Consider the following 26,431-nt stretch of genomic DNA (forward strand, 5'->3'; position numbering starts at 1 on the left):
CCATCCCTGCTTCGTCACCAGCTGTTCCTAGGGGGAACCACCCGTCATGCCCGCGTCCGCCACCCAGCCGCCCCCGTCGTCCTCCGGGACGCCCGGCGGCAGCCCCGTACTCGAACTGCGGGCGCTGACCCGTACCCATGGCTCCGGCGTCGCCGAGGTGCACGCCCTGCGCGGGATCCACCTCTCGGTGCACCCCGGCGAACTGGTCGCCGTGATGGGGCCCTCCGGCTCCGGCAAGTCCACCCTGCTGACCCTGGCCGGCGGGCTCGACACCGCCACGAGCGGCCAGGTCGTCATCGAGGGCCAGGACCTCGCCGCCCTCGGCCCCAAGGGGATGGCCGCCCTGCGCCGCCGCAGCGTCGGCTACGTCTTCCAGGACTACAACCTCATCCCCGCCCTGACCGCCGCCGAGAACATCGCGCTGCCCCGCGAACTCGACGGCGTCTCCGTGCGCAAGGCCCGCCAGGAGGCCCTCGCCGCACTGGCCGAGATGAGACTCGAAGCGATCGCCGACCGCTTCCCCGACGAGATGTCCGGCGGCCAGCAGCAGCGCGTCGCCATCGCCCGCGCCCTCGTCGGCGACCGGCGCCTCGTACTCGCCGACGAGCCGACCGGAGCGCTCGACTCCGAGACCGGCGAGGCGGTCCTCGCCCTGCTGCGCACCCGTTGCGACCAGGGCGCGGCCGGCGTCATGGTGACCCATGAACCCCGGTACGCGGCCTGGGCCGACCGGGTCGTGTTCCTCCGGGACGGCTCGATCGTCGACCAGACGGCGACCGCGGGAGCCGACTCCCTGCTCGCCGCCGGAAGCTCCGAGGCCACCGCGTGAGCCCTCTCTCCGGTTGGCGCGCAGCCTTCCGCATAGCCCGGCGCGACGCGGCACGGGCCAAGGGCCGCAGCGCCCTGGTCGTCGCGATGATCGCCCTGCCGGTCCTCGGCGTGACCGCCGCCGACCTCACGTACCGCAGCGCCCTGCCCACCAAGGCCGAGGAGCTGACGGCGGAACTGGGGTCGGCCGACGCTCGGTTCATGTCCACGAGCATCGGCCCGGTGAAGCTTCAGCAGATGCCCGACGGCATCAACTGGAGCACCCCCGAGGGCGCCCCGGACCCGACCCCCGAGGAGCAGGCGAAGCCGGTCGACGTGCCGGCCGCCTTCCCGGAGGGCTCGCGGTATCTGACCGAGCGGAGCCTCCCGGCGTCGGTCACCACCCGGCACGGCATCACCGACACCGAGATCAGCGAGCTGCGCATCTCCGACGCGATGCTGCGCGGCCGGATCGAGCTGACCGACGGCGCCTACCCGCGCAAGCCGGACGAGATCGCCGCGACCTCGGACTTCGTCAAGGCCTCCGGGCTGTCCATCGGCGACTCCGTCACCGTGCGCGGACCCGAGCTGACCTACACCCTCACCGGCACGGTCGAACTCCCCGCCGACCTGCGGGCGGACGCCCTCTACGCGCTCCCCGGATCGGTCATCGCCCCGTGGCAGAAGACCGCCGACCGCGACAAGACGATCCTGCCGCCCCAGCCGAGCGACCCGAAGTGGCTGGTGAAGGGACCGGCCGGGGCGGGTGTGACCTGGCAGGACATCCTCGCGGCCAACGAGAGGGGCGTGGTGGTCAAGTCCCGCCAGGTCGCCCTGAACCCGCCGCCGGACTCCGAGGTCCCGATGTCCTTGATGAGCAGCGGGTACTCCACCGAGGCGGAGACGACCGCCGCGGTTCTCACGGTGTCCGCCATGGCCGTCCTGGAGATCGTGCTGCTGGCCGGTCCGGCGTTCGCCGTGGGCGCGCGGCGTTCGCGTCGCCAGCTGGGCCTGGTCGGCTCGTGCGGCGGCAGCCGGGCCCAGGTCCGGGCCGTGGTGCTCGCGGGCGGCGTGGTGCTCGGCGCGGTCGGCGCGGTGGCCGGGGTCGGCGCCGGGTTCGGCCTGACCGCCCTGTTCCGCCCGATGATCGAGGACTTCACCGGCAACCGCTTCGGCGAACTGACCGTACGGCCCTGGGAGATCCTCGCCATCGCCGCGCTCGGCCTGGTCACCGGTGTCCTCGCGGCGCTCGCCCCGGCGATCGTCGCGGGCCGCCAGTCGGTCCTGGAGTCGCTCACCGGCCGGCGCGGCACCCGTCGCGGCTCCCGCGTGCTGCCCGTGATCGGCGTCATCGCGCTCACGGCGGGTGTCGGCGTCGCGGTCTACGGCGGGGTCGCCGGCGACACCGCCTTCGTCGCCGGCGGTTCCGTCCTGGCCGAACTGGGCGTGCTCGGCTGCATCCCGGTGATCGTCGGCTTCCTCGGCCGGCTCGGCCGACGGCTCCCGCTGACGCCCAGGATCGCCCTGCGGGACGCGGCCCGCAACCGTGGCCGCACCGCCCCCGCCGTCGCCGCCGTGATGGCGGCCGTCGCGGGCAGCGTCGCCATCGCCACGTACACCAGCAGCAGCGCCGCGCAGCACGCGTACGACTTCGAGCCCAACCTGACCCCGGGCACCGTCGCGCTGGCGGCCGCCGACATCGGCGCGGACGCCGAACTCCCCCGCTCCCGGGCAGCCGTCGAGCAGAACTACCCGGTCAGCGGCAAGGCCGCCGACTTCGGGCGGGTCTGGGCCGGCAGCGACTGCTCGGTCTACTACGAGGAGGAGAACGGCTGCGGCACCCTCGAACTCGTCAAGCCCACCGGCAAGGGCCACAGCTGCCCGCTCAAGGGCAAGGGCGCCAAGGAACTCGCCCTGCGGCTCTCCGCCGACGAGCACAAACGGATGATGAAGTCCCCGGCCTGCACGGACGAGAACTACACGATGGTCGCGTTCGGCACCGGAGACCACAAGATCATCATTGGCGGGGCGGACGTCCTCGCCACCTATGTGAAGCTCGACGACCCGGCGGCGGCGAAGGCCCTGGCCGACGGCACCCCCGTCCTGCTGAACTCGGCGTACGCGAAGAACGGCGAGGTCACCCTCAAGGCAACCCACCTCTACAACGACCGGGACAAGGAGAACCGGGCCCAGCACCCCGGCAAGGCCCGCACCACCACCGACCGGCTGAAGGTGTACGTCGCGTCGGACCGCTTCGCGGCGACCCCCGGCATCCGCATGGTCATGCCGGAGAAGACCGCCGAACGGCTCGGACTGCACGTCGAGGACTACGGCAGCTTCTACGCGCTCGGCCGCGATGCCACGGACGCCGAGAGCCAGGCGGCCTACGCGGCGCTCGACCGGGCCGGAAACCGTGCCTACCTGATGAGCTCGAACGAGATGTTCCGGACCCAGGACGACACGATCCTGCTGATCCTCGCCCTCTTCGCCGGAGTGGTGACCCTGGGCGCGGCGGCCATCACCACCGGGCTGTCCAAGGCCGACGCGGAGGCCGATCTCACCACGCTCAGCGCGGTGGGCGCGCCCCCGGGCGTACGGCGTTCGCTGTCCGGCTTCCAGTGCCTGGTCGTCGCCCTGACCGGGGTCCTGCTGGGGACGGTGGCGGGGCTCGTCCCCGCGGTCGCCCTGCGCCTGACCGACCTGCGCGCGGCGCTGGAGGACATGCGGGCGGATCCGATGCAGTCGGCGTACACGCCGATTGTGATGCCGTGGGAGACCGTCGGGCTGCTGGCCCTGGTCGTCCCGGTGCTCGCCGGACTGCTGGCCGCCGGTCTCACCAGCTCCCGGCTGACCCTGGCCCGGCGCGCGGGCTGACCGCCGCGTCCGGGTCTCCCGGAAGGGTACGGTGCCCCCGAGGACGGTGGATCTTCCGTTCTCGGGGGCACCACCGTGGTGTACGGCATGTGTGCGAGACAATGGCGGCATGGAAATGCCGAGGAATGACCGGTCGCAGGAGCACCCGCAGGTCCTTGTCGTGGGCCAGGACGGAATGGCTATCGGCGGCGGTGCCAGTGACGACGAGTCGCGCGAGGTCCCGGTGACGGAAATGGTGGAACAGCCCGCGAAGGTCATGCGCATCGGCAGCATGATCAAGCAGCTTCTGGAGGAGGTCAGGGCGGCTCCTCTCGACGAGGCGAGCCGGGTCAGGCTCAAGGAGATTCATGCCAGCTCCGTGAAGGAGCTGGAGGACGGGCTGGCGCCCGAGCTGGTCGAGGAGCTGGAGCGGCTCTCCCTGCCGTTCACCGAGGAGTCGGTGCCCTCCGAGGCCGAACTGCGCATCGCTCAGGCCCAGCTGGTGGGCTGGCTGGAGGGCCTCTTCCACGGCATCCAGACGGCGCTGTTCGCCCAGCAGATGGCGGCCCGCGCCCAGCTGGAGCAGATGCGCCGCGCCCTGCCGCCCGGCATGGCCCACGAGGACGAGGAAGGCGGCGCGGACCCGCACGGACCGATCCGCTCGGGCCCGTACCTGTAAATCCGCGTCCGTTCCCGATCCGGGCCGCGCCCGGATCGGGAACGGTCCTGATCAACCGGCCGACGGCCCCACCAGCAGCACCTTGCCGATGTGCGCGCTGGACTCCAGCACCCGGTGCGCCTCGGCGGCGTCCGCCATCGGCAGCGCCCGGTCCACCACGGGCTTGACCACCCCGCCGCCGATCAGCGGCCACACGTGCTCGCGTACGGCTGCGACGATGGCGGCCTTCTCCTGGAGCGGGCGGCCCCGCAGCGAGGTCGCGGTGACGGCGGCCCGCTTGGTCAGCAGGGCGCCGAGGTTCAGCTCGCCCTTGGCGCCGCCCTGGAGACCGATGATCGCGAGGCGGCCGTTGACGGCGAGCGCCTGAACGTTCCGGTCCAGGTACTTCGCACCGATCAGGTCCAGGATGACGTCGGCCCCCGCCCCTGCGGTGTTCTCCCGGATCTCCTCGACGAAGTCCTGTTCGCGGTAGTTGATGAGGATGTCCGCCCCCAGCTCGGCGCACCGCGCGAGCTTCTCCGGGCTGCCCGCCGTGACCGCGACCCGGGCGCCGACCGCCTTCGCCAGCTGGATCGCCATCGTGCCGATGCCGCTGGAGCCGCCGTGCACCAGGAAGGTCTCGCCGGGGCGCAGATGGGACACCATGAAGACGTTGGACCACACCGTGGCGGTGACCTCGGGCAGCGCAGCAGCCTCCACCAGGCCGACGCCCTCCGGTACGGGGAGGAGCTGGCCGGCAGGCACGGCGACCTTCTCCGCGTAACCGCCGCCCGACAGCAGGGCGCACACCTCGTCGCCGACCGCCCACCCGGTCACCCCGGGACCGAGCGCGACGATACGGCCCGAGCACTCCAGTCCGGGGTAGGGGGACGCGCCGGGCGGCGGATCGTAGAAGCCCTGCCGCTGGAGCACGTCGGCACGGTTCACAGCGCCGGCGACGACCTCGACGAGGACCTCGCCGTCGCCGGGTACGGGATCGGGCACCTCGGCCCACACGAGCGCCTCGGGGCCGCCGGGTTCGGGAATCGTGATCGCATGCATGGCCGCGAGGCTACCCCCGCCGCGCTCGCCCGGGCGGACGCCTCGTCGATCAGGGTCGCTGGTGCGGAGGCATCGGGTTCTTCGGGGCCCCGGCCGAACTGGGGCTCGCCCGGACGATGGTGATGACCCGGTCCGTCAACTGCAGGGGGCTGGCCGCCGGATCGTCGTAACCGAGCAGCCGGTGTCCGCGCAGCACACTGACGACCAGGTCATCGGTCTCCCGTACGTTCTTGCCCACCTCGGCCTTTATGACCGGCCGTTCGACGAGATCGAGGCCGCTGCCCTGCTGGATCAGGTCCTCCATCACGGTGCCCGCGCTCGGACTGAGCACGGAGAGGCCGAGCAGCCGCCCGGCGGCACTGGCGCTGGTGATCACCGCGTCCGCGCCGGACTGCCGGAGCAGGGGCGCGTTCTCCTCCTCACGGACCGCGGCGACGATCTTCGCTCCGCGGTTCAACTGGCGCGCGGTCAGCGCGACCAGGACGGCGGTGTCGTCGCGCTGGGTCGCGATGATGATCTGACGCGCCTTCTGGAGCTCGGCGCGCAGCAGCACATCGCTGCGGGTGGCGTCACCGAGAACGCCGGTGTATCCCTCGGCGTTGGCGGCCTCGATCACCTTGGAGGCCGGGTCGACGACGACGATCTGTTCCTTCGACAGGCCGGTGGTACAGAGGGTGAGAATCGCCGAACGGCCTTTCGTGCCGAAGCCGACGACGACGGTGTGGTCTCGCAAGTTGGATCTCCAACGCTTCAGCCGGAAGTCCTCCCGAGTCCGTTCCGTGAGGACTTCGAGAGTGGTACCGACCAGGATGATCAGGAACATGACGCGCAGGGGTGTCACGAGCACCACGTTGATCAGTCGTGCCCCGTCGCTCTGCGGCGTGATATCGCCGTACCCGGTGGTGGAGAGGGTGACCGTCGCGTAGTAGATCGCGTCGAGCAGGTCGACCTCACCGTCGGCGTTGTCGTTGTAGCCGCTGCGGTCGAGCCAGACGATCAGCACGGTCGCGGCCAGCACGAGCAGCGCCATCAACAGGCGTTTGGCGACCTGGCGGGCCGGGCCCACGGTCACCCGGCGAGGCAGCATCACCCGCGTCGGCAGGACCAGTTCGTCGGCCTGCCTGGCCATCGCATCGTGGCCGGGAAGTTTCACGTGAAACACCCTTCCGTCCACGGCGTCGCCGGGGCCCATGGGAGATCCAGAATCTCCACCTCGGTGCCGGACCGTACCCCGCCCGGCGGCACGACGGCCAGCCCGTCCGCCCCTGCGACCCCCCGCAGCATCGCGGGCCCGTTGTAGCGCAGCGGCGCGACATGGTCCCGGCCGCCCGCCCGGCCCGGCCGGTGGACCACGGGGACGAGGCGGGTGTCGTGCGGATGGCCGTGCACCTCGGCATGGACGAGGGCCCGGTACGGATCCTGGGCGGGGCGGCCCGCGATGCCCGCGAGCAGCGGTTCCGCGAGCGTCAGCAGACCTGATACGGCCGCGAGCGGATTGCCCGGCAGCCCGACGACATACGGCCCGTCCGGCGACAGCCGGGCCAGCACCATGGGGTGGCCGGGACGGACCGCGACCCCGTCCACCAGTAGTTCGGCCCCGAGGGCGTCGAGGACCGGGTGCACATGGTCGACCGGACCGGCGGCGGTGCCCCCGGTAGTGACGATCAGGTCGGCGTCGGAGGAGGCGAGGGCATCGCGCAGGGCCCCGGCGTCGTCTCCGAGCCGGCGGGGGCCGGAGACCTCGGCGCCGAGGGCCCGCAGCCAGGGGCCCAGCATGGGACCGAGGGCGTCCCGGATCAGCCCGTCGTGCGGCAGACCGGCGTTGAGCAGTTCGTCGCCGAGGACGAGGATGTCGACGCGTGGACGAGGCACGACGGGCAGCGCGTCGTACCCGGCGGCCGCGGCGAGGCCGAGCACCGCCGGGGTCACGACCGTCCCGGCCGGGATGAGCTGCTCGCCCGAACGGCATTCCTGGCCCCGGGCCCTGATGTCCTGCCCGGTGACCACGGACCGCCGAGCGTGCAGCAGCCCCCTGGCCTCGTCGACATGGGCGTGCTCGCTGCGGATGACCGCCGTGGTGTCCGGCGGCACGCGGGCGCCGGTGGCGATCCGTACGGCGGTTCCGTCGGGCAGCGCGGCGGCCGGGGCGCGACCGGCGAGGAGCCCCGCCCCGGTCTCGAACGCCCAGGGCCCGGGCCCGGCGACCGCCCAGCCGTCCATCGCCGAGGTGTCGAAGGACGGCAGATCGGTGAGCGCGCCGAGCGCCTCGGCCAGCACGTGCCCCAGGGCGCGGTCGAGCGGCAACCGGATCGTCGGGGTCGGGCCGCCCCGCCCCGCCCGGGCCGCGATCGCCCGCGCCCGGTCCCAGGGGGGCGGTGGGGACGGGGGCTTTGCGGGGTCCTTTGGGGAGGACCGGTCGGGGAGGAGCGGCTGTTCGCTGCTGGGGGCCGGGGTGGTGGACGCGGCGTTGGTGGTGGTATTGGCGGTGGCGGCGGTGGTGCGACCGTCGCGCGGGGCGTCGTCGCGGTCGTTGTAGGGGGCGCCGTCGCTGCTCGGCCCGGGGTGCGGGTCCTCGTCCCGGGGGCCTTGGTGGCCCCGGGAGTCGTGGTGGCCCCGGGAGTCCTGGTGGCCCCGGGGGTCTTGGTCGCCGCGATGGTCCTGGCTGCGGTTGGGGCGCCCGCCCGACCCGCCGGTGCGGTCGGACCCGCCGACCAGGGCGAGGGCCTGCTCGACGGCCCGCTCCTCCTCCTCGCGTGCTCGTTCGCTCGCGGGCCCGGCGGGACGGAAGTCGCTGCCGGACTCGCGGTGCGGCCCGTCGGAGCCGGTCACGGTGTCCCGGTCCCCTCGCGGCCCCTGTCGGGCTTCGCCCCGCCCGCCGCGCCGCCGCCCTCACTCGCCGATGTCGCCGACTCATCCGCCTCCGCTGCTTCCGCCGTCTCCGCTTCCCAGCGCAGAGCGAGGGCGGCGGCCTTGCGCGAGGCCTCCGCGACCGCCGCGGCGGCCTCGTCCGGGCCGGCGCCGACGCTCGCCCTTGCCGCCGCGTACCCGACCAGGAAGGTCGTGAGCGGGGCGGCGGGCCGGGCGACTCCGTGCGCGGCGTCCCTGGCGAGGTCGAGCAGGACACCGGAGTCGACGTCGAGTTCGATTCCCAGTTCGTTCTTGACCGAGGTGATCCATTCGTCCAGCACGGCCCCATGCTCCCTGATCCGGGCTCGGGCGGCGGCGATGTCGTCCCAAGTGTCGCAGTCGAACGCGGCGTCAGCGCCCGCGTCGACCCGGGCGAGGTCCAGTTCGGCCGTCAGCATCCGGAGCGGAAGCCCGGCGAGGCTTCCGTGCTCGGTGGCGATCAGGGCCAGCTCACGGCGGAGCGGCTCGGCCCGGTACGCGGCCACGAGCGGCTGGTCGCGCCCGTCGGAATCGGTGCACAGGGCCCCTTCCCCGCCGGGCTGTACGGCGGCGGCGAGCAGCGCGTCGACGGTGCCCGGGCCGAGGAACGGAAGGTCGGCGGAGAGAACGAGAACGTGGTCCGCCGTCGTCAGCCGCAGCCCCGCACCCAGCGCCGCCAACGGTCCGCCGCCCGGGGGCACTTCCCGGGTCCAGACGACCGGCCGGACGGTCGCGCGACGGTCGCCCACCACGACGGTACGAGCCGCGCCGTCGCATGCTGCGAGGACCCGGTCGAGCAGCGCCCGGCCGCCCACCCGGACTCCTGGCTTGTCGGCGCCGCCGAGCCGCTTCGCGGCCCCTCCGGCAAGGACGATCACGTCGTAGGCGGTCATGCGTCGAGTATGGGCGGTGCCCTGCGGCGACGCCCCCGCCGGGGTGGCCGGAGAACCGGCCACCCCGGCGGGGGCGTCATGGGTAGCCGCAGGAAACGCAGGCGCGCCTAAACGGTGCGCAGCAGGATCGCCGGCTGCTCCACGCAGTCCGCCACGTACCGGAGGAAGCCACCCGCCGTTCCGCCGTCGCACACCCGGTGGTCGAAGGTGAGGGACAGCTGGACGACCTGACGTACGGCCAGTTCGCCCTGGTGCACCCAGGGTTTGGGCATGATCCGGCCCACGCCGAGCATCGCCGCCTCCGGGTGGTTGATGATCGGCGTCGAACCGTCGACCCCGAACACCCCGTAGTTGTTCAGCGTGAACGTGCCCCCGGTCAGTTGTGCCGGGCTGAGCTTCCCGGTGCGCGCCAGCTCGGTCAGCCGGGCGATCTCGGCCCCGATCGACTCGGCGTTACGGGTGTGCGCGTCCCGGACCACCGGGACGACGAGGCCCCGCTCGGTCTGGGCCGCGAACCCGAGGTGCACGCCGGGCAGCCGGACGATCTCCCGGGCCTCCGTGTCCACGGTGGCGTTGAGCTCGGGGAACCGGGCCAGCGCCGCCGTGCAGATCCGCGCCAGCAGGGCCAGGACCGACACCTTCGGCCCGGCGGACGGGCCCGTGGCCGCGTTCATCGCGGCCCTGACCGCCATCAGCTCGGTGGCGTCGGCGTCGACCCAGCAGGTGGCGTCGGGAATCTCGGTCCGGCTGCGCGACAGCTTGTCGGCGACCGCTCCGCGCACCCCGCGCAGCGGAATCCGCTCGGCGTCCGCAGCGGCGGCTACGCCGTTCGGGGCTGCGGCCGGGGATGCCGACGGGGTCGCGGACTTCGGCTGCGACCGGGCCGGTGCCTGGGCCGCGCGCGCCGTCGCCGCCGCGGTCTCCTCCGCCGCCCGGATCGCCCGGTCGACGTCGGCGCGCAGGATCAGCCCGTCGGGGCCCGAGCCCGCCAGCCTCCGCAGATCGATGTCGTGCTGCCGGGCCAGCCGGCGTACCAGCGGCGAGACCACCGGCACGGGCCCCTCATGCACCGGGGCATCGGCGACCAGGATCTCGGCCACCGGGGACTCGGCGACCGGGGCCCCGAGCCCCGTGGACTCGACCACCGCCCGGTCGAGCCGGCCCGGACGGATGCGCCGACGGCGTGCGGCCGGGGCGCCGGTCCCGTACCCCACGAGCACGTTCCCCGAGCCGCCCGAGGACGCCGTGTCGGAGCCGGAGCCCTTGTCGGAGCCGGAGGGGGAGGACGTGTCGGGTCCGGAGGACAAGGAGGGGGCGGAGACCGTCCCCTCCGGGGCTCCGACGGCGACCGTCAGCAGCGGTGCTCCGACCGGAAGTTCCGTGCCTTCCTCGCCGAAGCGCGCGGTCACCACGCCCCCGTAGGGGCAGGGCACCTCCACCATCGCCTTGGCCGTCTCGACCTCGACGACGGGCTGGTCGATGGCGACGACATCGCCGACCTCCACCAGCCAGCGGACGATCTCGGCCTCGGTCAGTCCCTCGCCGAGGTCCGGCAGCTTGAATTCGAGCACCTGGGCCATCAGCTGTCCGCCTCCCACTGCAACCGGGCCACCGCGTCGAGCACCCGGTCCACTCCAGGCAGATGGTGCCGCTCCAGCATGGGCGGCGGGTAGGGGATGTCGAACCCGGCCACCCGCAGCACCGGAGCCTCGAGATGGTGGAAGCACCGCTCGGTGATCCGGGCCGCGATCTCGCCGCCGGGACCGCCGAATCCGGGGGACTCGTGCACGACGACAGCCCGCCCGGTACGGCGCACCGACGCGGCCACCGTCTCGTCGTCGAACGGCACCAGCGAGCGCAGGTCGACCACTTCGAGGTCCCAGCCCTCGGCGAGGGCCGCCTCGGCGGCCTCCATGCAGACCGGCAGCGAGGGCCCGTACGTGATCAGGGTGGCGCTGCGCCCGGGCCGGCGCACCACGGCCTTGCCGATCGGCTCGACCGCGGCGGGGGCTTCGGGCGACCAGTCGGCCTTGGACCAGTAGAGCCGCTTCGGCTCCAGGAAGACCACCGGGTCGTCCGAGGCGATCGACTCCCGCAACAGCCCGTACGCATCGTCGACCGTGGCCGGTGTGACGACGTGCAGGCCGGGGGTGGCCATGTAGTACGCCTCGGAGGAGTCGCTGTGGTGCTCGACCCCGCCGATTCCGCCGCCGTACGGCACCCGCACGGTGATCGGCAGCGGCATGGCTCCGCCGGTGCGGTTGCGCATCTTGGCGACATGGCTCATCAGCTGCTCGAACGCCGGGTAGGCGAACGCGTCGAACTGCATCTCCACCACGGGCCGCAGCCCGTACATCGCCATGCCGACGGCCGCGCCGAGGATGCCGGCCTCGGCCAGCGGGGTGTCGGTGCAGCGGTCGTCGCCGAACTCCTTCGCCAGCCCGTCGGTGATCCGGAAGACCCCGCCGAGCGTGCCCACGTCCTCACCGAGCACATGGACGGTGGGGTCCTCGGCCATCGCGTCACGAAGCGCGCGCCCGAGGGCCTGCGCCATCGTGGCCGGTTTCGCCTTCGCGGGGCGCCCGTCGGCCGTCACTGCCGCCGTGGTCATCGTCCTGCCTCCGGGCCGTGCTCGTCGTGATCCTGCTCGGCGTCCAGTTCGGCGCGCAGGGCGGCGGCCTGCTCCCGGAGCTGGCTCGTCTGCTCGGCGTACACATGGGTGAAGAGGTCCATCGGGGTCAGCTCCGGATCCGCGTTCATCCGGTCGCGCAGGGCGGCGGCCATGCCTTCGGCGGCCTCCTTCGCCTGCTCGATGCCCGCGTCGTCCAGCAGCCCGCGCTCCGTCAGCTCACGCTCCAGCAGCCGCACCGGGTCGTGCGCCTTCCACGCCTCCACCTCGCTGTCGACCCGGTAGCGCGTGGCGTCGTCGGCGTTGGTGTGGGCCTCCATGCGGTAGGTGACCGCCTCGACCAGCGTCGGGCCCTCGCCACGCCGGGCCCGCGCCACGGCCTCACTCAGCACCTGGTGCACCGCCGCCGCGTCGTTGCCGTCGACCAGGCGGCCCGGCATCCCGTATCCGACGGCCTTGTGGGCGAGGGAGGGGGCGGCGGTCTGCTTGGCCAGCGGCACGGAGATCGCGAAGCCGTTGTTCTGGACGAAGAAGACGACCGGGGCCTTCCAGACGGCCGCGAAATTCAGCGCTTCATGGAAGTCGCCCTCGCTGGTGCCGCCGTCGCCGACCATGGCGAGCGCCACCACGTCGTCGCCCTTGAGCCGGGCGGCGTGCGCCAGCCCCACGGCGTGCGGGAGCTGGGTGGCGAGCGGGGTGCACAGCGGGGCGATGCGGTGCTCGCGCGGGTCGTAGCCGGTGTGCCGGTCGCCGCGCAGCAGGGTCAGCGCCTCGACCGGGTCCAAGCCGCGCGCGACGGCCGCGAGCGTGTCGCGGTAGCTGGGAAAGAGCCAGTCGCGCTCCTCCAGCACCAGGGCGGCGGCGATCTCGCACGCCTCCTGACCGGTGCTCGACGGGTAGACCGCCAGCCGGCCCTGCTTCGTCAGCGCGGTGGCCTGGGCGTTGTAGCGGCGCCCGCGCACCAGCTCCGCGTGGAGGCGGAGCAGCAGCTCGGGGTCGACATCGGCGACCGCGTCCGTACCGAGCACCCGATAGGGCTCCGGGTCCGGGAGCAGCGGGGCGGGGTCGGTGATCGGCTTCCAGGCCGGGGGCGGCGTGGGCCGGTAGGCGGCCGCGCCGGGCAGCTCTTGGACCGTCATGAGAAGCACCTCCTGGCATCGGGGGAGATCGAGGGGTGTCGATCGGCGGTGTCGAGTCGATCGGCGGTGTCGATGGGTGTCGAGGGTGTCGATCGGAGCGAGACATCGGGAGCTGGGCGAGGCACGGGTGTGGCGCGCCTCACCTACCGATTGTTCGGTCGCAGGCGCATTTTGGCTACAGGCACCGCCAGCCTGTGGACAAACGGTTCTCCACAGCCTGGGATGGGTACAGGTCGTCCACGACAGGGAGGCGCGGGCCGATGGCAGCTGAACAAATGGCCGACAGGGGCGAGGAGCAGGAGCGGACCCCGCCGGCCCCGGCACCGTCGGCCGCCGCCCCCGCGAGCCCGGAGCCGGTGCCGGTTCCGCCCGCGCGGCCGCTGGACGCCATCGACCGCGACATCCTGCGCATCCTCCAGACGGACGGCCGCGCCTCGATACGGTCCGTGGCCGAGCGGGTCCACGTCTCGCGCGCCAACGCCTACGCCCGGATCAACCGACTCGTCGAGGACGGCGTGATCCGCGGCTTCGGCGCCCGGCTCGACCACGAGCGGGCCGGCCAGGGCGCATCCGCGTACATCACGCTCAAGATCGTGCAGAACTCCTGGCGCACCGTGCGCGAGCAGCTCCAGGCGCTGCCGGGGGCCTCACACCTCGCCCTGGTCAGCGGCGACTTCGACGTACTGCTTCTGGTGCACACGCCGGACAACCGGGCACTGCGCGAGCTGGTCCTCACCCGGATCCAGTCCATCCCCGAGGTGCTCTCGACGCGCACGCTGCTGGTGTTCGAGGAGACGGACCTCGGACCGCTCCCGGACCGGCCGGCCGAACTCGCCTGACCGTGCCGTGCGCGGTCGCCGGACGGTGAAACGTACGGCCACCGGACCGTGCCGTGCGTGGTCGCCCGACGACGATACGTACGGTTACCGGACCGTGCGCGGGAGCCCGATGCCCGGCGGGCTCAGCGGGCGCCGCTCGCCCGCATGCCCTCGAAGGCCAGCTTGACGACCGTGTCCGCGAGCTGCTCCTCGCCGGGGAATCCGCCCGGCTGCGGCCGGTACCACTCGACCAGCGAGTTCACCATGCCGAACAGCAGCCGGGTCGCCAGCCGTATGTCAACGTCGGCCCGGAGGTCGCCCTCGGCGACCGCGCCCTGGAGCAGCTCCGCCACCCGCTGGTCGAACTCGCGGCGCCGCTCCAGCGCCCAGCGCTCCGTCTTCGTGTTGCCGCGCACCCGCAGCAGCAGGGTGACGTAGGGGACCTCCTCCATCAGCACGTCCACGGTCCGGCGCGTGACGTACTCGACCCGCTCCACCGCGCGCCCGCGCTGCGCCCCCGGCTCGTCGAGGATGGCGAAGAGCCCGTCGAGCGCCCGGCTCACGGCCAGGCGCAACAGCTCCTCCTTGCCCGCTACATGGTGGTAGATGGAGGATTTGGAGATACCCGCCGCCCGGGAGAGATGCTCCATGGACGTGCCGTCGTAGCCGCGCTCGTTGAAGACACGGACGGCGACGGTGAGCAGGGTCTCCGGTGTGTACGTGTCCCGCTTGGCCGTGGTCATGTCCGCGATCCTCCCCCATGAGGGATCAGCCCCGCACAGGCGGGGACCGTCGAAGTTGTCCACAGGTTGCCGAGGACCCCTTGTCCCGACCGATCGTTCGGTTACTCTAACTCCGTCCGTACGTCCCCGCCCGGCTCGATGAGGAGTTGGTCCGCCATGGCCTCCGCGCTCACCCCCCAGCAGCTGTCCGAGACCCACCGGCCCACGCTCGACCAGGCCCTCGACGTGATCAGTACCCGCGCGTACTGGTCGCCGCACCCCGAGCACCCGAAGGCGTACGGCGAGGGCGGCGCCCCGGGCAGCCTCGGGGCGGCCGAGGGCAAGGCCGCCTTCGACGCGCTGCTGGGCACCCGGCTCGACCTCGGGCAGCCGGGCACCGACGGCTGGGTCGGCGGTGAGACCTCGCCGTACGGTCCCGAGCTCGGCGTCGAGTATCCGCATGCCGACCCGGATGTCCTGCTGCCGGCGATGAAGGCCGGCACCGCCGCCTGGCGGGCGGCGGGACCGGAGATCCGGGCCCTGGTCTGTCTGGAGATCCTGTCGCGGATCAGCGCCCGCACCCATGAGCTGGCCCACGCCGTGATGCACACGAGCGGTCAGGCCTTCATGATGGCGTTCCAGGCGGGCGGCCCGCACGCCCAGGACCGCGGCCTGGAGGCCGTGGCGTACGCCTATCGCGAGCAGGTCCGCACCCCCGACACGGCCGACTGGTCGAAGCCGCAGGGCAAGCGCGACCCCCTCAAGCTGCACAAGTCGTTCATCACGTCCGGCCGCGGGATCGCGCTGGTCATCGGCTGCAACACGTTCCCCACGTGGAACGGCTATCCCGGCCTCTTCGCCTCCCTCGCCACGGGCAATCCGGTGCTGGTCAAGCCCCACCCGCGCGCCGTGCTCCCCCTGGCCCTCACGGTGTCCATCGCCCGCGAGGTCCTGGGCGAGGCGGGCTTCGACCCGAACCTGGTCGCGCTGGCCGCCGAGCGGCCCGGCGAGGGCATCGCCAAGACCCTGGCGGTCCGCCCCGAGATCCGGATCATCGACTACACCGGCTCCACCGCGTTCGGCGACTGGCTGGAGGAGAACGCCCGCCAGGCCCAGGTCTACACGGAGAAGGCCGGCGTCAACACGATCGTCGTCGACTCCACCGACGACTACCGGGGCATGCTGGCCAACCTGGCGTTCTCGCTCTCGCTGTACAGCGGCCAGATGTGCACCACCCCGCAGAACCTGCTGATCCCCCGGGACGGCATCGCCACCGACGACGGCGCCAAGTCCTACGACGACGTGGTCGCCGACCTCTCGGCCGCCGTCACCGGACTCCTCGGCGACGACGCCCGCGCCGCCGGCCTGCTCGGCGCGCTGGTCAACCCCGATGTCAGGGCCCGGGTGGAGGCGGCGGGAGAGCTGGGCGAGGTCGCGCTTCCCTCGCGTACGGTCGCCCATGCCGAGTTCCCCGACGCGGTCGTCCGTACACCGGTCGTCGTGAAGCTCGACGGCACCAAGCCCGACGACGGCGCCGCCTACCTCTCGGAGTGCTTCGGGCCGGTGTCCTTCGCCGTCGCCGTGGAGTCGACGTCCGCCGCCCTGGACCTGCTGCGCCGCACGATCCGGGAGAAGGGCGCCATGACGGTCGGCGCGTACACCAGTTCCCCCGAGGTGGAGCGCGCGATCGAGGACGTCTGCCTGGACGAGTCGGCCCAGCTCTCGCTGAACCTGACCGGCGGGGTGTTCGTCAACCAGACCGCCGCCTTCTCCGACTTCCACGGCTCCGGTGGCAACCCGGCCGCCAACGCGGCCCTGTGTGACGCGGCGTTCGTCGCCAACCGCTTCCGTGTGGTGGAGGTGCGCCGCCAGGCGTGACTAGCGGGTCCCCCGCGGGTCCGGGACGTCGGCGTACCGCTGGATCCACGCGTGCATCGCGATGGCCGCGGCGGCTCCGGCGTTGATGGACCGGGTCGAGCCGAACTGCGCGATCGAGCACACCGTCGTGGCGTGCTCACGCGCCTCCTCGGTGAGGCCCGGCCCCTCCTGTCCGAACAGCAGGACGCAGCGGCGCGGCAGTTCGGTGCGCTCCAGCGGTACGGCGCCGGGGAGGTTGTCGATTCCGATGATCGGCAGCCCCTCGGCCGTCGCCCAGGCGGTCAGGTCCGCCGTGTCGGAGTGGTGGCGCACGTGCTGGTAGCGGTCGGTGACCATGGCGCCGCGCCGGTTCCAGCGCCGTCGGCCCACGATGTGGATCTCCTTGGCCAGGAAGGCGTTGGCGGTCCGGACCACCGAGCCGATGTTGAAGTCGTGGGTCCAGTTCTCCACGGCCACATGGAAGTCGTGCCGCCGCAGGTCGAGATCGGCGACGATCGCCTCCCGCGTCCAGTAGCGGTAGGCATCACCGACGTTGCGCCGGTCGCCCTGGGCCAGCAGCTCGGGGTCGTAGCGCTCGTCGTCGGGCCAGGGCAGCGGGTGCGGCCCGACGCCGATCGGCTGGCCGTAGCCCTCGTCGTACTGGAGGGGTTCCGCCGGGGGTTCTTGGGTTCTGCCGGTCTCACTGCTCACCCGACGAGCGTATGGCCCCCGCCGCCGCCCTGGAGCCGGGGCTCCTCCGTACCGCCGTGGCCGCCCCGCGCCGGGCCGTCCGCCGGCCGTCCGTCCGTACCGTCCGCGCGGGCGGGCGTCCCGGTATTCCCCTGCGTACGGGACCGGCCGGGCAGCCGGGAGAGCAGTCGCCGCCTGCCGATCGTGGCCCGGGTGCCCAGCCACACGAGGAAGGCCGTCGGCAGGAACACCGCGTCGGCCGCGATCATCGCCATGGAGAAGAAGGGCAGCCCGAGCAGCAGGGCGATCCCCGCGTGCTCACCGATCATCACGATCAACAGGACGTTCTTGACCCGCCGGTTGAACAGCGTGAACGGGAAGGCGACCTGGACGATGACCGTGCCGTACGTCAGCACCATAACCATCAGCCCGCTGGCGCCCAGGATGTCCGAGAGGGCGGGCCACGGGGTGAAGTAGTCGAGGTTGAGCGGGTAGTAGAGCGCGGTGCCGTCCTGCCAACGCGAGCCCTGGATCTTGTACCAGCCGGCGGTCGCGTAGATCAGGCAGACCTCGGCCATGATCACGGCGAGCGTGGCGTTGTGCGTGAGATTGGCCAGCACGTCGAGCAGGGTGCGGGGCTCGCTCTGCGGCGCGTAGCGGTTCACGACCCACCACGCGGCAGCGGAGAGCCAGAGGATCCACAGCAGCGTCGGCAGCCACCAGGTGCCGCCGAGCCCGCCCATCACGGTGGCCGTCACGAGAACGTGGCCGAGGACCACCCAGAGCACCGGGCCCACGATGTCCCGGAGGGGCGGCAGGCCCTCGGCGGCCCGCCGCGCGTTGCGCGCCGCGCGGCGGGCGTCCAGCGACCAGACCTGGGCGCAGCGCGTCAGCACCAGGTAGATCGCCATGAGGTGGACGACGTTGTCGCCGCCGTCGCCCATGAAGATGCTGCGGTTCTGCACCGAGAGCACGCCGACCATGAAGAGGACGGACATGGTCCGGGTCCGCCAGCCGAGCATCAGCGCCGCGGCGGACAGCAGCGTGAGGACGTAGACCGCCTCGAACCACACCGTGCTGTCGGTCCACATCAGGACGGAGAAGGCCCGGTTGCCCTCCGTGAGCTGGCGGGCCAGATCCCAGTGCCACGGGCTGTCCGGACCGTACAGCTCATGGCGGTGCGGCAGCTCGCGCAGCAGGAAGAAGAGGTAGGTGGCGGCGAAACCGATCCGGACGACGGCGCTCTGGTACGGGCCGAGGGCCGAGGCGGTGACACGCTGAAGGCCACGGGCCAGACCACCACCGGGGCTGCCGGAACGTGGTGCCCGGGGCCCGGCGGACTGCGGGCCGGTCAGCCGCGGTCCGGCCGGCAGTGGGGCCGGCTTCCGCGGAGCCGCGTCCTGCGAGACCGGGTCCTGGGGGGCCGGACCCTGGGGGGCCGGATCCTGGGGGCTCTGGGGCGAGGGGATGGTCACTGGTTCGCCTCCGCACGTGCCGCGTCCCGGCGCTTCTCTGCCGCATGCTCGGGAAGATCGTCGGAGGTCACGGTCCACCAGGGGAGTACCCGGTAGACGGGCCGGGTGCTGATCTTCTCGGTGCTCCACGGGGGCGGTGCGATGGAGCTGGTGGCGGAGCGGAGCTGGATGCGTTCGATCGTGCCGCCGTAGTCACGCTCGCTCAGCCGCAGCATCGCGATGCGCCGTACGTAGCGCTCGGAGAGGTCCCCGCGCAGCCCGTTGGGGCGGTTCTCGCTGTCGTGGGAGTTGATGTAGAAGTCCCAGCCCCGGCGGAGCTCGTTCTGGTTCACGTGGCTGGGGAAGAAGTTGCCGCGTATCCCTTTGGCGTCCTCGTGGGTCAGGTTCATCCACCGGGTGGTGCGGCTCCCGCCGGCATCGACCACTTCGGCCCGCACGTGGACGGCGACGTTCTGCTGGAGCGGGTTGGGCGCGAACAGCTTCCAGTTCTGCTCGAACTCCGGGTAGATCCAGCGGTCGATCGTCTTCCCGTGCTCCTTGGTCAGCGTGTTGGACGGGGCGACGTGCAGGAACACCATGGCCACCTGCGTGCAGGCGAGCAGCCCGATCAGGGACAACGCCAGGGCCGCGACCACCTGGTACGGAGACGAGAGCCCGGCTATGCCCCGGCCGGTGGCAAAGGGCTCGGCCGGCGGCGTCGGGGGCGTGGTGAGCGCGTGGTTCGGCGGTACGGCTCCGTTCGGCGGCATGACGTCGGGGGTGTCCCGCGCCTCCGTCGGCCGGTTCAACGCCTGCGGCCAGGCGTCCTTCCCCCCGCCCGCAGAGCTCCCGTCGTGGTCCGAATCCATCCCGCCCCGCTCACCGTCGATCACCACTCAGTTATCCACAGGGTTGACACCCTACGGGCCTCCGACTCACCATTGAAGTCAAGGAACCGAACGATCGGTCGGTAGGGAGCCCGGGATGGCGGCAGTGACTGCGCACCAGACGACGCAGAAGACGCTCGGCACGGCGAATGCGGCGGGTGGAGCGGGTTCGACCGGTGCGGCGGACGCGACGGACGCGGCGGTTGCGGACCACCTCGCGGCCTTCGACGCGGCCGTGGCGGCGGACGAGCGGATCGAGCCGCGCGACTGGATGCCCGATGCCTACCGGGCGACGCTGATCCGCCAGATGGCCCAGCACGCGCACTCGGAGATCATCGGCATGCAGCCCGAGGCCAACTGGATCACCCGGGCGCCCTCGCTGCGCCGCAAGGCGATCCTCATGGCCAAGGTTCAGGACGAGGCGGGCCACGGCCTGTATCTCTACAGCGCCGCCGAGACCCTGGGCACCAGCCGCGAGGAGCTGCTCGACAAGCTCCACGCGGGCCGTCAGCGCTATTCGTCGATCTTCAACTACCCCACGCTGACCTGGGCCGACGTCGGCGCGATCGGCTGGCTGGTGGACGGCGCGGCGATCACCAACCAGGTGCCGCTCTGCCGCTGCTCCTACGGCCCCTACGCCCGCGCGATGGTCCGCATCTGCAAGGAGGAGTCCTTCCACCAGCGCCAGGGGTACGAGCTGCTGCTCGCCCTCAGCCGTGGCACCGAGGCCCAGCACGCCATGGCCCAGGACGCGGTGAACCGCTGGTGGTGGCCCTCCTTGATGATGTTCGGCCCGCCCGACGACGCCTCGTCGCACTCCGAGCAGTCGATGGCCTGGAAGATCAAGCGGCACTCCAACGACGAGCTGCGCCGGCGCTTCGTCGACATCTGCGTGCCCCAGGCCGAAGCGCTGGGCCTGGAGCTCCCGGACCCCGACATCCGGTGGAACGAGGAGTTGGGCAGCCACGACTTCGGCGCGATCGACTGGTCGGAGTTCCAGGAGGTCCTCAAGGGCAACGGCCCCTGCAACGAACAGCGGATCACCCAGCGGCGCAGGGCCCACGAGGAGGGCGCCTGGGTCCGGGACGCGGCAGCCGCGTACGCCGCGAAGCACGCCCCGGCACAGGCATCGCCCCGGGCACAGGCATCGGCATCGGCATCGGCATCGGCACAGACCAGCGCGCCCGCGCAGCATGTGGAGGAGACGGCATGAGCAGCTCGACCGACTGGCCTCTGTGGGAGGTGTTCGTCCGCTCGCGGCGCGGGCTGTCCCACACCCACGCGGGCAGCCTCCACGCGCCGGACGCCGAGATGGCCCTGCGCAACGCCCGCGACCTCTACACCCGCCGCTCGGAGGGCGTCTCGATCTGGGTGATCCCATCCACCGCGATCACCGCCTCCTCCCCCGACGAGAAGGACTCCTTCTTCGAGCCGGCCGGCGACAAGCCCTACCGCCACCCGACGTTCTACGAGATCCCGGACGGGGTGAAGCACCTGTGAGCGCCGCACTCGCCCTCGGCGACGACGCGCTGGTGCTCTCGCACCGGCTGGGGGAGTGGGCCGGTCACGCCCCCGTCCTGGAGGAGGAGGTGGCGCTCGCCAACATCGCGCTGGACCTGCTGGGGCAGGCACGGGTGCTGCTCTCGCTCGTCGGCGACGAGGACGAGCTGGCCTACCTCCGCGAGGAGCGCGCCTTCCGCAACCTCCAGCTGGTCGAGCAGCCGAACGGGGACTTCGCCCACACCATCGCCCGGCAGCTCTACTTCTCCGTGTATCAGCATCTGCTGTACGAGCGGCTGGCGGCCGGGGGCGGCGAGTTCGCCGGTCTGGCGGCCAAGGCCGTGAAGGAGGTGGCCTACCACCGTGACCACGCCGAGCAGTGGGTCCTGCGGCTCGGGGACGGCACGGAGGAGAGCCACGGCCGGATGCAGAGCGGACTGGACGCGCTGTGGCGGTTCACCGGTGAGATGTTCCAGCCGGTCGAAGGGATCGACTCCCCGGAGTCCGGGGTCGACCGGCAGGCGCTGGAGAGCAGTTGGCTCGCCGCCGTCACCGATGTCGTCGAGCGCGCCACGCTGACTCTCCCCGCGGGCCCGCGGTCCGGGGGCTGGGCCGCGGGCGCGGGCCGTCAGGGCCTGCACACCGAGCCGTTCGGCCGCATGCTCGCCGAGATGCAGCACCTGCACCGCAGTCACCCGGGGGCGTCATGGTGACCGACACGCTGCTGGAGGCGGAGCTGCGCGAGCTGGCCGGCTCCGTGCCCGACCCCGAGCTCCCGGTGTTGACCCTGGCGGAGCTGGGTGTCCTGCGGGATGTCCAGGTGGAGGGCCCGGGCCGGGTGACCGTGCGGCTCACCCCGACGTACACCGGCTGCCCGGCGATCGAGGCGATGTCCGCCGACATCGAGCGGGTGCTGCACGACCACGGCGTGCCCGAGGTATCCGTGGTCACGGTCCTCGCGCCGGCCTGGTCGACGGACGACATCAGTGCCGAAGGGCGCCGCAAGCTGGCGGAGTTCGGCATAGCACCGCCGCGCGCCCACCGCGCCGACGGCGGCCCCGTGCCGCTGACGCTCTCGGTGCGCTGCCCGCACTGCGGCTCCACGGACACGGAGTTGCTCAGCCGGTTCTCCTCCACGGCGTGCAAGGCGCTGCGTCGCTGCGTCGCCTGTCGTGAACCGTTCGACCACTTCAAGGAGTTGTAGATGTTCCATCCGCTCCGGGTCAGCGCGATCGAACGGATCACGGACGACGCGGTGGCCGTGACGCTCGCCGTGCCGGCCGAGCTGCGCGAGACCTTCCGCCACACCCCCGGCCAGCATCTGAACGTGCGCTACACCGTGGACGGCAAGGAGGTCCGCCGTTCCTACTCGATCTGCGCACCGGCCACCGAACAGCCCGGCGAACCCGTGCTGCGGGTGGGCATCCGCATGGTCGAGGGCGGAGCGTTCTCCACGTACGCCCTGAAGGAGCTGGCCGTCGGAGACCAGGTGGAGGCCATGCCTCCGATGGGCCGCTTCGTGCTGAAGCCGCGCCCGGGCCTGTTCGCGGCGGTGGTCGGCGGCAGCGGCATCACCCCGGTGCTGTCGATGGCGGCCACCCTGCTCGACCGGGAGCCGACGGCCCGGTTCTGTCTGATCCGCAGCGACCGCACGGCGGCCTCGACGATGTTCCTCGACGAGGTGGCCGACCTCAAGGACCGCTATCCGGACCGCTTCCAGCTGGTCACCGCGCTCTCCCGGGAGGAGCAGTCGGCCGGCCTCCCCTCCGGGCGGCTGGACACCGAACGGCTCACCGGTCTGCTGCCCGCCGTGCTCCCGGTGCCGGAGGTGGACGGCTGGTTCCTGTGCGGGCCACTGGGTCTCGTCCGGGGCACGGAGAAGGCCCTGAAGGCGCTCGGCGTCGACCGTTCCCGGGTCCATCAGGAGATCTTCCACGTCGACGAGGGCCCATCCGACGCGACGGTGGCCAAGGTCGCCGCCCCGTCCGACTCCGTGCTGACGGCCACCCTCCACGGCCGCTCGGGCAGCTGGCCCGTGGAGAACGCGGAATCCCTGCTGGAGACGGTGCTGCGAAGCCGCTCGGACGCTCCGTACGCGTGCAAGGGCGGGGTCTGCGGGACCTGCCGCGCGTTCCTCGTCTCGGGCGAGGTCCGGATGGACCGCAACTTCGCCCTCGAACCGGAGGAGACGGAGGCGGGCTTCGTGCTGGCCTGCCAGTCGCATCCGCTCACCCCTGAGGTGGAGCTGGACTTCGACCGCTGAGGCCCAAAGGAGCCACAGCACCGTTCCCTTCCCATCCCATAGAACCTGTTCTGTCTTGACGGTCCGTCAGCTAGCTCAGGGTCAACGGGAGGTTGGGACAGTGGACTTCACCTTCACCGAGGAACAGCGGGCGGCCGTCGAGGCGGCCAGGGCCGTCTTCTCGGATGTCGCACCCGACCGCGCCCCCAGCCCCGCCCTGGCCCCGGGGGCGGCGGCGGAGGACATCGACCGGCAGTTGTGGCACGAGCTGGCGCGCACGGACCTGCTGGGGCTCACACTGTCACCGGCAGATCGAGCTCTCCCTCGGCCCGGCGGCGGCCCACGAGGAGGCGCTGGGCGACCTGCTGGCCGCCCACCAGCTCGGCTGACACGCTCCGGCTCGGGCTGACACCGTCCGGGCCCGGAGGCCCGGAGGGCCGAGTCAGAGGACGAAGGCGGGCGTCCCGTTGTCCGTGACCATCGGGCGGCCGGCGCCGTCCCAGGCCTGCATGCCGCCTTCGATGTTCACCGCGTCGATGCCCTGCTGGACCAGGTACTGGGTGACCTGGGCCGACCGGCCGCCCACCCGGCACATCACATGCACGCGCCGGCCGTCCTCGGCCGCCTCGGTCAGCTCGCCGAACCGGCCCACGAAATCGCTCATCGGAATGTGCAGCGCACCCTCGACGTGACCGGCCGCCCACTCGTCGTTCTCACGGACGTCCAGGACGAAGCCGTCCGACGGCACCGCGGCGGCGTCAACCGAGGGCAGCGGGGCGAAATTCATGGGTCATGCCTTCTCTCGTACATACGCGGAAGAGTCATCCGGAACGCTACTGCACCCCGCCTCCCGCACCCTGCCCACTGCGCCCGCTCCGCCTACTGCGTCATCTCCGCGAGCTCGGCCTCGCGCCGGGACACCTCGCCCAGCAGCTGCTCCGCGATGTCCTCCAGCAGTTGGTCCGGGTCGTCGGGGGCCATCCGCAGCATCGAGCCGATCGCGCCGTCCTCCAGCTCCTTGGCGAGCACCGTCAGCAGCTCCTTGCGCCGGCTGAGCCACTCCAGCCGGGCGTAGAGTTCCTCGCTCTCGCTCAGCGGGGCCGGCGGCTGCACCGGACCGGCCTCCCACTCCGCCACGAGCTCCTTGAGCAGCTCGACGTCACCGCGGCCGTAGGCGGCGTTCACCCGGGCGATGAACTCGTCCCGGCGCTGCCGCTCCACCTCGTCCTGGGCGAGGTCCGGGTGCGCCTTGCGAGCCAGCTCCCGGTAGAGCCTGCGGGCTTCCTCGCTCGGCCTGACCCGCTTCGGAGGCCGGACCGGCTGCTCGGTGAGCATGGCCGCGGCCTCGGGGGAGAGCCCGTCGGTGTCCATCCAGTCGTGGAACAGCTCGTCGACCCCGGGCATCGGCATGACGACCGCCCGCGCCTCGCGCGCCTTGCGCTGGTCCTCCGGGTCCCCGGTCTTCGCCGCCCGCGCCTCCGCGATGAGCGCGTCCAGCTCGTCGAGACGCGTGTACATCGGACCGAGCTTCTGGTGGTGCAGCCGGGAGAAGTTCTCGACCTCCACCCGGAAGGTCTCCACCGCGATCTCGAACTCGATCAACGCCTGCTCGGCGACCTGCACCGCCCGGGCCAGCCGGGCCTCGGGCCGCTGCTCGGCGTCCTCGGGAGCGGCGGCCTCCCCGGCCTCGTCCTGCCGGACGTCCTGGACGTCGTCGCTGTCCTGCGGGACGTTGTCCTGCCGGTCTTCATCGTTCCGGGTGGTCGGCACCCCGGCGGCTTCGTGGGTCACCCGTCCAGCGTATGGCCACAGCCCGGCGGCACGGCACACGCGGTGGGCCCGAACCGGACCCACCGCTTCACGCGCGCGCCGGACCCGGACCGGTCACACACCGAACTCGGCGGCCAGCCTGCCCGCCTTGATCCCCCGCAGCAGCTCGGCGTGGTCCGCTTCCGTACGGTCGGCGTACGTCACCGCGAAGGCGGCCACCGCCTCGTCCAGCTCGTCGTTCTTGCCGCAGTAGCCCGCGAGCAGCCGGGGGTCGGCGCTGTGGGCGTGCGCCCGGGCCAGCAGCGCACCGGTCATCCGCCCGTAGTCGTCGACCTGGTCGGCGGCGAGCGCTGCGGGGTCCACGCTGCCCTTGCGGTTCCGGAACTGCCGGACCTGGAACTGCCGGCCGTCGACGTCCGCCCAGCCGAGCAGGATGTCGCTGACGACCTGCATCCGCTTCTGTCCGAGCACCACCCGGCGGCCCTCGTGCGCCACCTCCGGTACGTCGAACCCGACCACGGGCAGATAGGGGGTGAGCACCGAGGGGCGCGCCTCCTTCACCTGGAGGACCAGCGGCTCTCCCCGGTGGTCGAGCAGCAGCACCACATACGACCGGGTGCCCACGCTGCCGGTGCCGACCACCCGGAACGCCACGTCGTGGATCGTGTACCGGGCCAGCAGCGGCAGCCGGTCCTCGGAGACGGTGGAGAGATAGCCGCCGAGACCGGCCGCCACGACCGCGGCCTCGGCGTCCGGCACCCGGCGCAGCACGGGCCGCGCGTCGACGAAGCGACGGCCGCCGTCGGGGCACTCCTCGGTGGACCGGGCGGCGAACCGAGCGCTGGTGTTGTTGCGGGCCTTCTCCGAGACCCGCTCCAGGGTGCCGGCCAGGTCGCGCGCGTCCGTGTGCGAGACCAGTTCCTCGTCCGCGATCGCGTTCCAGGCGTCGAGAGCGGGCAGCCGGGCCAGCAGCCGCATCGTGCGACGGTAGGCGCCGACGGCGTCGTACGCGCCCCGGCGGCAGGTGTCCTCGTCGGCCCCGGTGGCCCGGCCCGCGAGCACCAGGGAGGTGGCGAGCCGCTTGAGGTCCCACTCCCACGGCCCGAAGACGGTCTCGTCGAAGTCGTTGAGATCGATGACCAGGCTGCCCCGGGCATCGCCGTAGAGGCCGAAGTTGGCCGCGTGCGCGTCACCGCAGAGCTGGGCGCCCACACCGGTGACCGGGCTGCCCGTCAGGTCGTGGGCCATCAGCCCGGCCGCACCCCGCAGGAAGGCGAAGGGCGTGGCCGCCATCCGGCCCACCCGTATCGGGGTCAGCCCCGGCACACGGCCCTGGTTCGACTCCTCGACGGCCCGCACCGCGTCCGGCCGTCCCGGCGGCAGGACCAGCGAGGCGTGCGAGGACCGCGGCACCCGGTCGCGCAGCGCCTTGCCCGCCGCCTTCGGCGAACTCGCGGCCCCGCGCCGGGCGAACCCGGGCACGACGGGAATACGCGGATCCGACTCCTCGGCACACTGTTCAGGCATCGTCGTCCCGGTCACGCCCATGGCGCGTCGCCTCCCC

Annotated in this window: 24 protein-coding genes and 1 pseudogene; 11 read left to right on the forward strand and 14 right to left on the reverse strand. The window is 72.5% G+C overall.

Translation table 11 applies throughout. From position 1 onward, the window contains the following. The first annotated feature begins 46 nt into the window (after window positions 1–46). The 3 genes from CCZ36_RS16335 to CCZ36_RS16345 all read left to right on the forward strand — a co-directional run bounded on the left by CCZ36_RS16335 (window position 47) and on the right by CCZ36_RS16345 (window position 4,339). The gene (locus tag CCZ36_RS16335; RefSeq protein ID WP_069735751.1) at window positions 47–829 is read left to right on the forward strand and encodes an ABC transporter ATP-binding protein; all 783 of its coding nucleotides are present in this window, start codon (window positions 47–49) and stop codon (window positions 827–829) included. Further along, window positions 826–3,681, forward strand: a complete 2,856-nt coding sequence (locus CCZ36_RS16340) for an FtsX-like permease family protein (protein ID WP_128817948.1) — start codon at window positions 826–828, stop codon at window positions 3,679–3,681. The genes CCZ36_RS16335 and CCZ36_RS16340 overlap by 4 nt, the downstream gene beginning before the upstream one ends. A gap of 109 nt (window positions 3,682–3,790) precedes the next feature. Continuing rightward, window positions 3,791–4,339 (forward strand): bacterial proteasome activator family protein, encoded by a 549-nt coding sequence (locus tag CCZ36_RS16345; RefSeq protein ID WP_006125928.1) that lies wholly within the window; start codon window positions 3,791–3,793, stop codon window positions 4,337–4,339. Window positions 4,340–4,390: 51 nt separating this feature from the next. Here CCZ36_RS16345 and CCZ36_RS16350 read toward each other — a convergent pair whose 3' ends face one another. From CCZ36_RS16350 to pdhA, 7 genes are all read right to left on the reverse strand, one after another. Continuing rightward, on the reverse strand, window positions 4,391–5,380 hold the full coding sequence (locus tag CCZ36_RS16350) for an NAD(P)H-quinone oxidoreductase (protein WP_069735749.1): 990 nt from the start codon (window positions 5,378–5,380) through the stop codon (window positions 4,391–4,393). A gap of 49 nt (window positions 5,381–5,429) precedes the next feature. Then, a complete protein-coding gene (locus tag CCZ36_RS16355) occupies window positions 5,430–6,572 on the reverse strand; it encodes a potassium channel family protein (RefSeq protein ID WP_069735748.1) in 1,143 nt (380 codons plus the stop codon). Next, the gene (locus CCZ36_RS16360; protein ID WP_128817949.1) at window positions 6,530–8,209 is read right to left on the reverse strand and encodes a molybdopterin molybdotransferase MoeA; all 1,680 of its coding nucleotides are present in this window, start codon (window positions 8,207–8,209) and stop codon (window positions 6,530–6,532) included. Before CCZ36_RS16360 ends, CCZ36_RS16355 begins: the two co-directional genes overlap by 43 nt. Then, complete coding sequence (locus tag CCZ36_RS16365; protein ID WP_128817950.1) at window positions 8,206–9,159, reverse strand: NTP transferase domain-containing protein; 954 nt, start codon at window positions 9,157–9,159, stop codon at window positions 8,206–8,208. Before CCZ36_RS16365 ends, CCZ36_RS16360 begins: the two co-directional genes overlap by 4 nt. Before the next feature lie 107 nt (window positions 9,160–9,266). Next, complete coding sequence (locus CCZ36_RS36520) at window positions 9,267–10,739, reverse strand: dihydrolipoamide acetyltransferase family protein (protein WP_128817951.1); 1,473 nt, start codon at window positions 10,737–10,739, stop codon at window positions 9,267–9,269. Then, entirely contained in the window at window positions 10,739–11,770 is a 1,032-nt protein-coding gene (locus CCZ36_RS16375) for an alpha-ketoacid dehydrogenase subunit beta (RefSeq protein ID WP_069735745.1), read from the reverse strand. The genes CCZ36_RS36520 and CCZ36_RS16375 overlap by 1 nt, the downstream gene beginning before the upstream one ends. Next, a complete protein-coding gene (gene pdhA, locus CCZ36_RS16380; RefSeq protein ID WP_069743626.1) occupies window positions 11,767–12,927 on the reverse strand; it encodes a pyruvate dehydrogenase (acetyl-transferring) E1 component subunit alpha in 1,161 nt (386 codons plus the stop codon). Before pdhA ends, CCZ36_RS16375 begins: the two co-directional genes overlap by 4 nt. Window positions 12,928–13,202: 275 nt before the next feature. Here pdhA and CCZ36_RS16385 point away from each other — a divergent pair, with 275 nt between their 5' ends. Beyond that, window positions 13,203–13,766 (forward strand): Lrp/AsnC family transcriptional regulator, encoded by a 564-nt coding sequence (locus tag CCZ36_RS16385; protein ID WP_176735192.1) that lies wholly within the window; start codon window positions 13,203–13,205, stop codon window positions 13,764–13,766. 122 nt (window positions 13,767–13,888) lie between these two features. On the opposite strand, the gene CCZ36_RS16390 is transcribed toward CCZ36_RS16385, so the two are convergent. Next, complete coding sequence (locus CCZ36_RS16390; protein WP_069735743.1) at window positions 13,889–14,488, reverse strand: TetR/AcrR family transcriptional regulator; 600 nt, start codon at window positions 14,486–14,488, stop codon at window positions 13,889–13,891. Window positions 14,489–14,644: 156 nt separating this feature from the next. Between CCZ36_RS16390 and paaN the strand changes: the two genes are divergently transcribed. Then, window positions 14,645–16,345: a phenylacetic acid degradation protein PaaN gene (gene paaN / locus CCZ36_RS16395; protein WP_128817952.1), complete on the forward strand. Its 1,701-nt coding sequence runs from the start codon at window positions 14,645–14,647 to the stop codon at window positions 16,343–16,345. Here the strand turns inward: paaN and CCZ36_RS16400 are convergent, their stop codons facing one another. The 3 genes from CCZ36_RS16400 to CCZ36_RS16410 are packed head-to-tail and all read right to left on the reverse strand — an operon-like array spanning window position 16,346 to window position 19,337. Continuing rightward, window positions 16,346–17,035 (reverse strand): TrmH family RNA methyltransferase, encoded by a 690-nt coding sequence (locus tag CCZ36_RS16400; RefSeq protein ID WP_069735741.1) that lies wholly within the window; start codon window positions 17,033–17,035, stop codon window positions 16,346–16,348. After that, window positions 17,032–18,489 carry an HTTM domain-containing protein gene (locus CCZ36_RS16405; protein ID WP_128817953.1) on the reverse strand — a complete coding sequence of 486 codons (1,458 nt, stop codon included), beginning with the start codon at window positions 18,487–18,489 and terminating at the stop codon, window positions 17,032–17,034. Before CCZ36_RS16405 ends, CCZ36_RS16400 begins: the two co-directional genes overlap by 4 nt. Further along, entirely contained in the window at window positions 18,486–19,337 is an 852-nt protein-coding gene (locus CCZ36_RS16410; RefSeq protein WP_164873510.1) for a DUF5819 family protein, read from the reverse strand. The genes CCZ36_RS16405 and CCZ36_RS16410 overlap by 4 nt, the downstream gene beginning before the upstream one ends. 115 nt (window positions 19,338–19,452) lie before the next feature. Here CCZ36_RS16410 and paaA point away from each other — a divergent pair, with 115 nt between their 5' ends. The 6 genes and pseudogenes from paaA to CCZ36_RS35750 all read left to right on the forward strand — a co-directional run. Continuing rightward, window positions 19,453–20,568: a 1,2-phenylacetyl-CoA epoxidase subunit PaaA gene (gene paaA, locus CCZ36_RS16415; protein WP_069735738.1), complete on the forward strand. Its 1,116-nt coding sequence runs from the start codon at window positions 19,453–19,455 to the stop codon at window positions 20,566–20,568. Beyond that, the gene (gene paaB / locus CCZ36_RS16420) at window positions 20,565–20,855 is read left to right on the forward strand and encodes a 1,2-phenylacetyl-CoA epoxidase subunit PaaB (protein WP_010071371.1); all 291 of its coding nucleotides are present in this window, start codon (window positions 20,565–20,567) and stop codon (window positions 20,853–20,855) included. The genes paaA and paaB overlap by 4 nt, the downstream gene beginning before the upstream one ends. Next, window positions 20,852–21,568, forward strand: a complete 717-nt coding sequence (gene paaC, locus CCZ36_RS16425) for a 1,2-phenylacetyl-CoA epoxidase subunit PaaC (protein ID WP_069743623.1) — start codon at window positions 20,852–20,854, stop codon at window positions 21,566–21,568. Before paaB ends, paaC begins: the two co-directional genes overlap by 4 nt. Further along, window positions 21,562–22,059 carry a 1,2-phenylacetyl-CoA epoxidase subunit PaaD gene (paaD, locus tag CCZ36_RS16430; protein ID WP_128817955.1) on the forward strand — a complete coding sequence of 166 codons (498 nt, stop codon included), beginning with the start codon at window positions 21,562–21,564 and terminating at the stop codon, window positions 22,057–22,059. The genes paaC and paaD overlap by 7 nt, the downstream gene beginning before the upstream one ends. Further along, window positions 22,060–23,118: a 2Fe-2S iron-sulfur cluster-binding protein gene (locus tag CCZ36_RS16435; RefSeq protein ID WP_128817956.1), complete on the forward strand. Its 1,059-nt coding sequence runs from the start codon at window positions 22,060–22,062 to the stop codon at window positions 23,116–23,118. 100 nt (window positions 23,119–23,218) lie between these two features. Further along, window positions 23,219–23,404: pseudogene (locus CCZ36_RS35750) on the forward strand (acyl-CoA dehydrogenase family protein); the annotation flags it as partial. Window positions 23,405–23,539: 135 nt separating this feature from the next. Here the strand turns inward: CCZ36_RS35750 and CCZ36_RS16445 are convergent. From CCZ36_RS16445 to CCZ36_RS16455, 3 genes are all read right to left on the reverse strand, one after another. Continuing rightward, complete coding sequence (locus CCZ36_RS16445; RefSeq protein ID WP_069735733.1) at window positions 23,540–23,884, reverse strand: rhodanese-like domain-containing protein; 345 nt, start codon at window positions 23,882–23,884, stop codon at window positions 23,540–23,542. A gap of 92 nt (window positions 23,885–23,976) precedes the next feature. Then, window positions 23,977–24,888 (reverse strand): hypothetical protein, encoded by a 912-nt coding sequence (locus CCZ36_RS16450; RefSeq protein ID WP_128817957.1) that lies wholly within the window; start codon window positions 24,886–24,888, stop codon window positions 23,977–23,979. A gap of 93 nt (window positions 24,889–24,981) precedes the next feature. Beyond that, entirely contained in the window at window positions 24,982–26,415 is a 1,434-nt protein-coding gene (locus tag CCZ36_RS16455; RefSeq protein ID WP_443069810.1) for a DUF2252 domain-containing protein, read from the reverse strand. Window positions 26,416–26,431: the final 16 nt, after the last annotated feature.

The sequence above is a fragment of the Streptomyces sp. S063 genome (assembly GCF_002832675.1).
Lineage (GTDB): Bacteria > Actinomycetota > Actinomycetes > Streptomycetales > Streptomycetaceae > Streptomyces > Streptomyces sindenensis.

What these genes read in the sequence shown, in the direction of transcription:
- CCZ36_RS16335 (WP_069735751.1), top strand. Translation starts at nt 47, where the DNA reads ATGCCCGCGTCCGCCACCCAGCCGCCCCCGTCGTCCTCCGGGACGCCC.
- CCZ36_RS16345 (WP_006125928.1), top strand. Translation starts at nt 3,791, where the DNA reads ATGGAAATGCCGAGGAATGACCGGTCGCAGGAGCACCCGCAGGTCCTT.
- CCZ36_RS16350 (WP_069735749.1), bottom strand. Translation starts at nt 5,380, where the DNA reads ATGCATGCGATCACGATTCCCGAACCCGGCGGCCCCGAGGCGCTCGTG.
- CCZ36_RS16355 (WP_069735748.1), bottom strand. Translation starts at nt 6,572, where the DNA reads ATGGGCCCCGGCGACGCCGTGGACGGAAGGGTGTTTCACGTGAAACTT.
- CCZ36_RS16365 (WP_128817950.1), bottom strand. Translation starts at nt 9,159, where the DNA reads ATGACCGCCTACGACGTGATCGTCCTTGCCGGAGGGGCCGCGAAGCGG.
- CCZ36_RS36520 (WP_128817951.1), bottom strand. Translation starts at nt 10,739, where the DNA reads ATGGCCCAGGTGCTCGAATTCAAGCTGCCGGACCTCGGCGAGGGACTG.
- CCZ36_RS16375 (WP_069735745.1), bottom strand. Translation starts at nt 11,770, where the DNA reads ATGACCACGGCGGCAGTGACGGCCGACGGGCGCCCCGCGAAGGCGAAA.
- pdhA (WP_069743626.1), bottom strand. Translation starts at nt 12,927, where the DNA reads ATGACGGTCCAAGAGCTGCCCGGCGCGGCCGCCTACCGGCCCACGCCG.
- CCZ36_RS16385 (WP_176735192.1), top strand. Translation starts at nt 13,203, where the DNA reads ATGGCCGACAGGGGCGAGGAGCAGGAGCGGACCCCGCCGGCCCCGGCA.
- CCZ36_RS16390 (WP_069735743.1), bottom strand. Translation starts at nt 14,488, where the DNA reads ATGACCACGGCCAAGCGGGACACGTACACACCGGAGACCCTGCTCACC.
- paaN (WP_128817952.1), top strand. Translation starts at nt 14,645, where the DNA reads ATGGCCTCCGCGCTCACCCCCCAGCAGCTGTCCGAGACCCACCGGCCC.
- CCZ36_RS16410 (WP_164873510.1), bottom strand. Translation starts at nt 19,337, where the DNA reads ATGGATTCGGACCACGACGGGAGCTCTGCGGGCGGGGGGAAGGACGCC.
- paaA (WP_069735738.1), top strand. Translation starts at nt 19,453, where the DNA reads ATGGCGGCAGTGACTGCGCACCAGACGACGCAGAAGACGCTCGGCACG.
- paaB (WP_010071371.1), top strand. Translation starts at nt 20,565, where the DNA reads ATGAGCAGCTCGACCGACTGGCCTCTGTGGGAGGTGTTCGTCCGCTCG.
- paaD (WP_128817955.1), top strand. Translation starts at nt 21,562, where the DNA reads ATGGTGACCGACACGCTGCTGGAGGCGGAGCTGCGCGAGCTGGCCGGC.
- CCZ36_RS16435 (WP_128817956.1), top strand. Translation starts at nt 22,060, where the DNA reads ATGTTCCATCCGCTCCGGGTCAGCGCGATCGAACGGATCACGGACGAC.
- CCZ36_RS16445 (WP_069735733.1), bottom strand. Translation starts at nt 23,884, where the DNA reads ATGAATTTCGCCCCGCTGCCCTCGGTTGACGCCGCCGCGGTGCCGTCG.
- CCZ36_RS16455 (WP_443069810.1), bottom strand. Translation starts at nt 26,415, where the DNA reads ATGGGCGTGACCGGGACGACGATGCCTGAACAGTGTGCCGAGGAGTCG.